Genomic DNA, 5,021 nt, shown 5'->3' on the forward strand with positions numbered 1-5,021 from the left:
CCGGGCGCTGGCCGGGCACGCCGTCGTGGCTCCCCGGCTGGAGCTGGGCTCGAACACCGCGGTCAAGGGCGCCGCCCGCGAGGGCTCGGCCCCGGCGGTGCTGAGCGGCTACGCGGTGGAGGGGGAGCTGGCCACCGGGCGGCTGGCCGAGGTGGCGACCGCCGGCATCGACCTGGAGCGCCGCCTGCGGGCGGTCTGGCGCCGGGGGCGCACGCCCACCGGTCCCGCCGCGGTCCTGCTCTCGATCGCGCTCGGCACGGCCAGAGGCTGACCCGCGCGGACCGGCCGGTCCGGACATGCGGGAGCTATGGACCTGTTTGTCTTTTTCGATGTAGGGTGCCCGGCATGGCAGCTGCCGAGGTGGCGTACCCGGCCCGGTCCCGCTACGACGTCGTCGTCGCCGGAGGCGGTCACAACGGCCTGGTGGCCGCGGCCTACCTCGCCCGCGCCGGCCGCCGGGTGCTCGTCCTGGAGCGCCTCGGCCACGTGGGCGGTCTCGCCGTCTCCACCCGGGCGTTCCCCGGGGTCGACGCCCGGCTGTCGCGCTACTCCTACCTGGTCAGCCTGCTCCCGGCCAAGGTCGTCGAGGACCTGGGACTCGCGGTGGAGCTGCGCCGCCGCCGCTACGCCTCCTACACCCCGGTGGGGGAGACCGGCCTGCTGGTGGACGGCGGCGACGCCGGCCGCACCGCCGCGTCGTTCGCCCGGGTCACCGGCGGGACCGCCGACCTCGACGCCTGGCGGCGCTTCTACGCGATGACCGCGCGGGTGGCCGCCCGGGTCGCGCCGACCCTGCTCGAACCTCTCGTGAGCCGTACGGCGATGCGCGACCTGGTGGGCGCCGAGGCCTGGCGCGACCTGTTCGAGCGGCCGATCGGCGAGGTCGTGGACGAGCGGTTCGCCGACGACACCGTGCGCGGGGTGGTGCTCACCGACGCCCTGATCGGCACCTTCGCCGATCCGTGCGACGAGGGCCTGCTGGCCAACCGGTGCTTCCTGTACCACGTGATCGGCGACGGCACCGGCGAGTGGAACGTCCCGGTCGGCGGGATGGGCGCGGTCTCCGGGGCGCTGGCCGGGGCCGCGCGGGCGGCCGGGGCGGAGATCCGCACCGGGGCCGAGGTCGTGGCGGTCGACCCCGGCGGGGAGGTGACCTTCCGCGACGAGACCGGCGAGCACGCGGTCACCGGCGAGCGCGTCCTGGCCAACGTGCCGCCCGCCGTACTGGCCCGGCTGCTCGGCGGCGGTGAGGGGCCGGTGCCCGAGGGCGCCCAGCTGAAGATCAACATGGTGCTGTCCCGGCTGCCCCGGCTCAAGGACCCGGAGGTCGACCCGGTGGCGGTCTTCAGCGGCACCTTCCACATCAACGAGGGCCGCGACCAGCTCGCCCGCGCCCGCGCCGAGGCCGAGCGGGGGGTGATCCCGGGCCTGCCCCCGGCCGAGGTGTACTGCCACTCGCTGACCGACCCCTCCATCCTCGGCCCGGAGCTGCGCGCGGCCGGGGCCCAGACGATGACCCTGTTCGGCCTGCACATGCCCGCCCGGCTGTTCCGCGCCGACCCCGCCGGGGCCCGGGAGGAGGCGGTGCGGGCGACCCTCGCCTCGATGAACCGGGTCCTCGCCGAGCCGATCGAGGACTGCCTGCTGCGCGGCCCGGACGGCCGTCCCTGCCTGGAGGCGAAGACCCCGGTGGACCTGGAGGCGGAGGCGGGCCTGCCCGGCGGGCACATCTTCCACCGCGACCTGTCCTGGCCGTTCGGCGAGCCGGGGAAGTGGGGCGTGGAGACCGGTTTCGAGCGCATCCTGCTCTGCGGCGCGGGCGCCCGGCGCGGCGGCGGCGTCAGCGGCATCCCCGGGCACAACGCCGCGATGGCGCTGCTGTCCTGACGGCCGCGGGCCTCCGTGCGGGGATCCGCCGCCGCGCCGGGCGGGTGCGGGCCTTTCCCGCGGGAACCTCAGGGGCCCTTCATGCGGCTCTCATGATGGGTCTCTAACGTTGCGGGCATGGGCGACGGTGAGGCGGCGCGGGTGCTGGTCGTGGACGACGAGCCCGCGCTGAGGGAGGCGCTGCAGAGCAGCCTGGAGTACGAGGGCTACCGGGTGGGCCTGGCCTCCGACGGGCAGGCCGCGCTGGAGGTCCTGGAGCGGGAGCCGTACGAGGTGGTGCTGCTGGACGTGATGATGCCCCGCCTGGACGGGCTGACCGCCTGCCGCAGGCTCCGGGCGGCCGGCAACCACGTGCCGGTGCTGATGCTGACCGCGCGCGACGCCGTGGGCGACCGCGTCTCCGGGCTGGACGCCGGGGCCGACGACTACCTGGTCAAGCCGTTCGAGCTGGACGAGCTGCTGGCCCGGGTCAGGGCCCTGCTGCGGCGCGGCGCCCTGGCCGCCCCGGCGGCGGAGCAGGACTCCGGCGCGCTCGTCTGCGGCGACCTGCGGATGGACACCGCCGGCCGGGAGGTCACCAGAGCGGGCGTCCCGCTGGAGCTGACCCGGACCGAGTACCTGCTGCTGGAGCTGTTCATGGTGCACCCCCGGCAGGTGCTCACCCGTGAGCAGATCCTCAGCGAGGTGTGGGGCTTCGACTTCGAGCCGTCGTCCAACTCCCTCGACGTCTACGTGATGTACCTGCGGCGCAAGACCGAGACGGGCGGGCTGCCCCGGCTGATCCACACCGTCCGCGGCGTCGGCTACGTGCTGCGGACCTCGCCGTGAGGACGCCGTGAGGACGACTCCCCGCTCCCTGCGCTCGCGGCTCACCCTGCTGGTCGCGACGGCCGTCGCGGTGGCGATCGCGGTGTGCGCGGGCGCCTGCTGGTTCCTCGTCCGCTCCGAGCTGCTGGACCAGGTGGACCGCTCCCTGCGGAGCCCGAAGGGGCCGCAGGGCGTCGAGTGGATCGAGCGGTACTGCTCCGGCGCGGGGCGGCCGGACCGCCCGCCGCCGCCCCGGCTGGCCCTCCTCCAGCTGGTCGACGCGGACGGCCGGACGTGCGCCGTCGGCACCGAGGTCGAGGTCGTCGCGGGCGACCGGGAGCTGGCGCGGGCGCCCCGGGGCACGGAGGCGTTCCGGGACGGGGTGACCGCGGACGGGCAGGAGGTCCGGGTGCTGGCCCAGAGCGTCGGCGGCGGCCTGGTGATGATGGAGTCCCGGCCGCTGGAGGAGTTCCAGTCCACGCTCACCGCGCTCGCCGGGATCCTGGCCGGGGTCGCCGCGCTCGGCGTGGTGGGCGCGGCCACCGCGGGCCGGCTCATCGCCCGTACGGCGCTGCGGCCGGTGGAGCGGCTGACCGGGGCGGTGGAGCACATCGCCAGGACCGAGGACCTCGGCACCCGCATCCCGGTCGAGGGCACCGACGAGCTCGCCCGGCTCGGCGCCTCCTTCAACGCGATGACCGCCGCGCTGGCCGGCTCCCGGGAGCGCCAGCGGCGGCTGATCGCCGACGCCGGACACGAGCTGCGCACCCCGCTGACCAGCCTGCGCACCAACATCGATCTGCTGCTGCGCAGCGAGGACTCCGGCCGGCCGCTGGAGCCCGCCCCCAAGCGCAGGCTGCTGGCCGGCCTCAAGGCCCAGTTCGAGGAGATGTCCACGCTGATCGGGGCCCTGCTCCAGCTCTCCCGGGGCGACAGCGAGCACGCGCCGCGCGTCGAGGTGGCCTTCCACGAGGTGGTCGGGGCGGCCGTGGAGCGGGCCCGGCTCCGCGCCCGCGACCTGCCGATCGAGACCGACCTCGGGCCCTGGTACGTCCACGCGGACCCGGCGGCGCTGGAGCGCGCGGTGGTCAACCTGCTCGACAACGCGGTGAAGTTCTCCGCGGACCCCGGCCCCGGCGACGGCCCGGGAGACGCCGGTCCCGGTGGCCCCGGTGGGCCCGGGAGCCCTGGTGGTTCCGGCGGCGGGGCGCGGGGGCCGGTGGCGGTGCGGCTCCGTGACGGCGAGCTGATCGTCCGTGACCACGGTCCCGGCGTCGACCGGGAGGAACTGCCCTACGTCTTCGACCGGTTCTGGCGCTCGCCCTCGGCCCGGAGCATGCCGGGCTCGGGCCTGGGACTGGCGATCGTGGCGCAGGCCGTACGGGAGGCCGGGGGAGAGGTCGCGCTGGAGAACGCCGACGGCGGCGGGGCCGTCGCCCGGCTGCGCCTTCCCGGCTCCCCCGCGGCGGGCGGCGCGGGCTGAGCCCCCGCGGGTGAACCGGGCTTCTCCGACGCCCAGTGCGGGTTCAATGCCGTCCGCACCGAGATCGCCCAGGCGCTGCTGCCGGCGGTCGAGGACGAGGAGTGGTTCTTCGACACCGAGCTGCTGCTGCTCACCGAGCGGCACGGGCTGCGCATCCACGAGGTGCCGGTGGACTGGGTGGACGACCCCGACAGCCGGGTGGACATCGTCAGGACCGTCATGGACGACCTGAAGGGCACGGCGCGCGTGGCTCGCAGGACCCTGTCCGGCCCGGCCCGTATCCCGGTCCCGCCGCCTATGCGCTGACGCCGCTCGGTTCGGCCGTCAACGGCACGAACCCGACCGCGGGCCCGGCCGGAAGCGGTGGTCCCGGCGGCATGCGCGGGCCCGGCGGGATGCCGGGAGGCTTCCCCGCCGGGCCCGCCCGGCGACGCCGTACGCGGCGGGCTGCGGGGCGGTGGTCCCGGCGGGTCCCTGAGCGCGGAACTGATCGCCTACCTGAAGGAGAACCGGGGCGGGGCGACCTGGCTGGCGGCGGTGGGCAGCGCGCAGAGCGCCTCCTCGGCCATCCTCTCGACGGGTCTGCCCGTCATCGCGATGGGCGGCTTCGCCGGGAGCGACCCCGCCATGACCGCGGACCGGCTCCAGGAACTGGTCGCCTCCGGGCGGCTGAGGTACGTGATGCCCGGCGGCGGGCGGGGCGGCCCGGGCGGTGGCGGCTCCTCGGAGGTGAGCGCCTGGGTGCAGGCCGACTGCACCGCCGTCGACGCCGCGGAGTACGGCGGCGCCGACGCCGGGGAGGGCGCCGGGGAGGACGCCGCCGGCACCGGGCGGTCCCTCTACC

The 5,021-nt window shown here is 76.2% G+C and carries 5 protein-coding genes and 1 pseudogene; all 6 read left to right on the forward strand.

Annotated features, from left to right (window positions below; genetic code table 11):
• Nucleotides 1-271: LysR substrate-binding domain-containing protein (locus tag ACWJ6R_RS29915; RefSeq protein ID WP_449065432.1), on the forward strand; the 271-nt coding region annotated here is incomplete at its 5' end.
• A gap of 74 nt (nucleotides 272-345) precedes the next feature.
• Nucleotides 346-1,887 carry a phytoene desaturase family protein gene (locus ACWJ6R_RS29920; protein WP_449065433.1) on the forward strand — a complete coding sequence of 514 codons (1,542 nt, stop codon included), beginning with the start codon at nucleotides 346-348 and terminating at the stop codon, nucleotides 1,885-1,887.
• Between the two features lie 117 nt (nucleotides 1,888-2,004).
• Entirely contained in the window at nucleotides 2,005-2,715 is a 711-nt protein-coding gene (locus tag ACWJ6R_RS29925; RefSeq protein WP_449065434.1) for a response regulator transcription factor, read from the forward strand.
• A gap of 7 nt (nucleotides 2,716-2,722) precedes the next feature.
• Nucleotides 2,723-4,177, forward strand: a complete 1,455-nt coding sequence (locus ACWJ6R_RS29930) for an ATP-binding protein (RefSeq protein ID WP_449065435.1) — start codon at nucleotides 2,723-2,725, stop codon at nucleotides 4,175-4,177.
• A gap of 168 nt (nucleotides 4,178-4,345) precedes the next feature.
• Nucleotides 4,346-4,483 carry a hypothetical protein gene (locus ACWJ6R_RS29935; RefSeq protein WP_449065436.1) on the forward strand — a complete coding sequence of 46 codons (138 nt, stop codon included), beginning with the start codon at nucleotides 4,346-4,348 and terminating at the stop codon, nucleotides 4,481-4,483.
• A gap of 57 nt (nucleotides 4,484-4,540) precedes the next feature.
• Nucleotides 4,541-5,021 (forward strand): annotated as a pseudogene (locus ACWJ6R_RS29940) (hypothetical protein); the annotation flags it as partial.

Source organism: Planomonospora algeriensis (genome assembly GCF_977012225.1).

Excerpts from the sequence above, each read along its gene's own strand:
- ACWJ6R_RS29920 (WP_449065433.1), top strand. The coding sequence starts at position 346 with ATGGCAGCTGCCGAGGTGGCGTACCCGGCCCGGTCCCGCTACGACGTC.
- ACWJ6R_RS29925 (WP_449065434.1), top strand. The coding sequence starts at position 2,005 with ATGGGCGACGGTGAGGCGGCGCGGGTGCTGGTCGTGGACGACGAGCCC.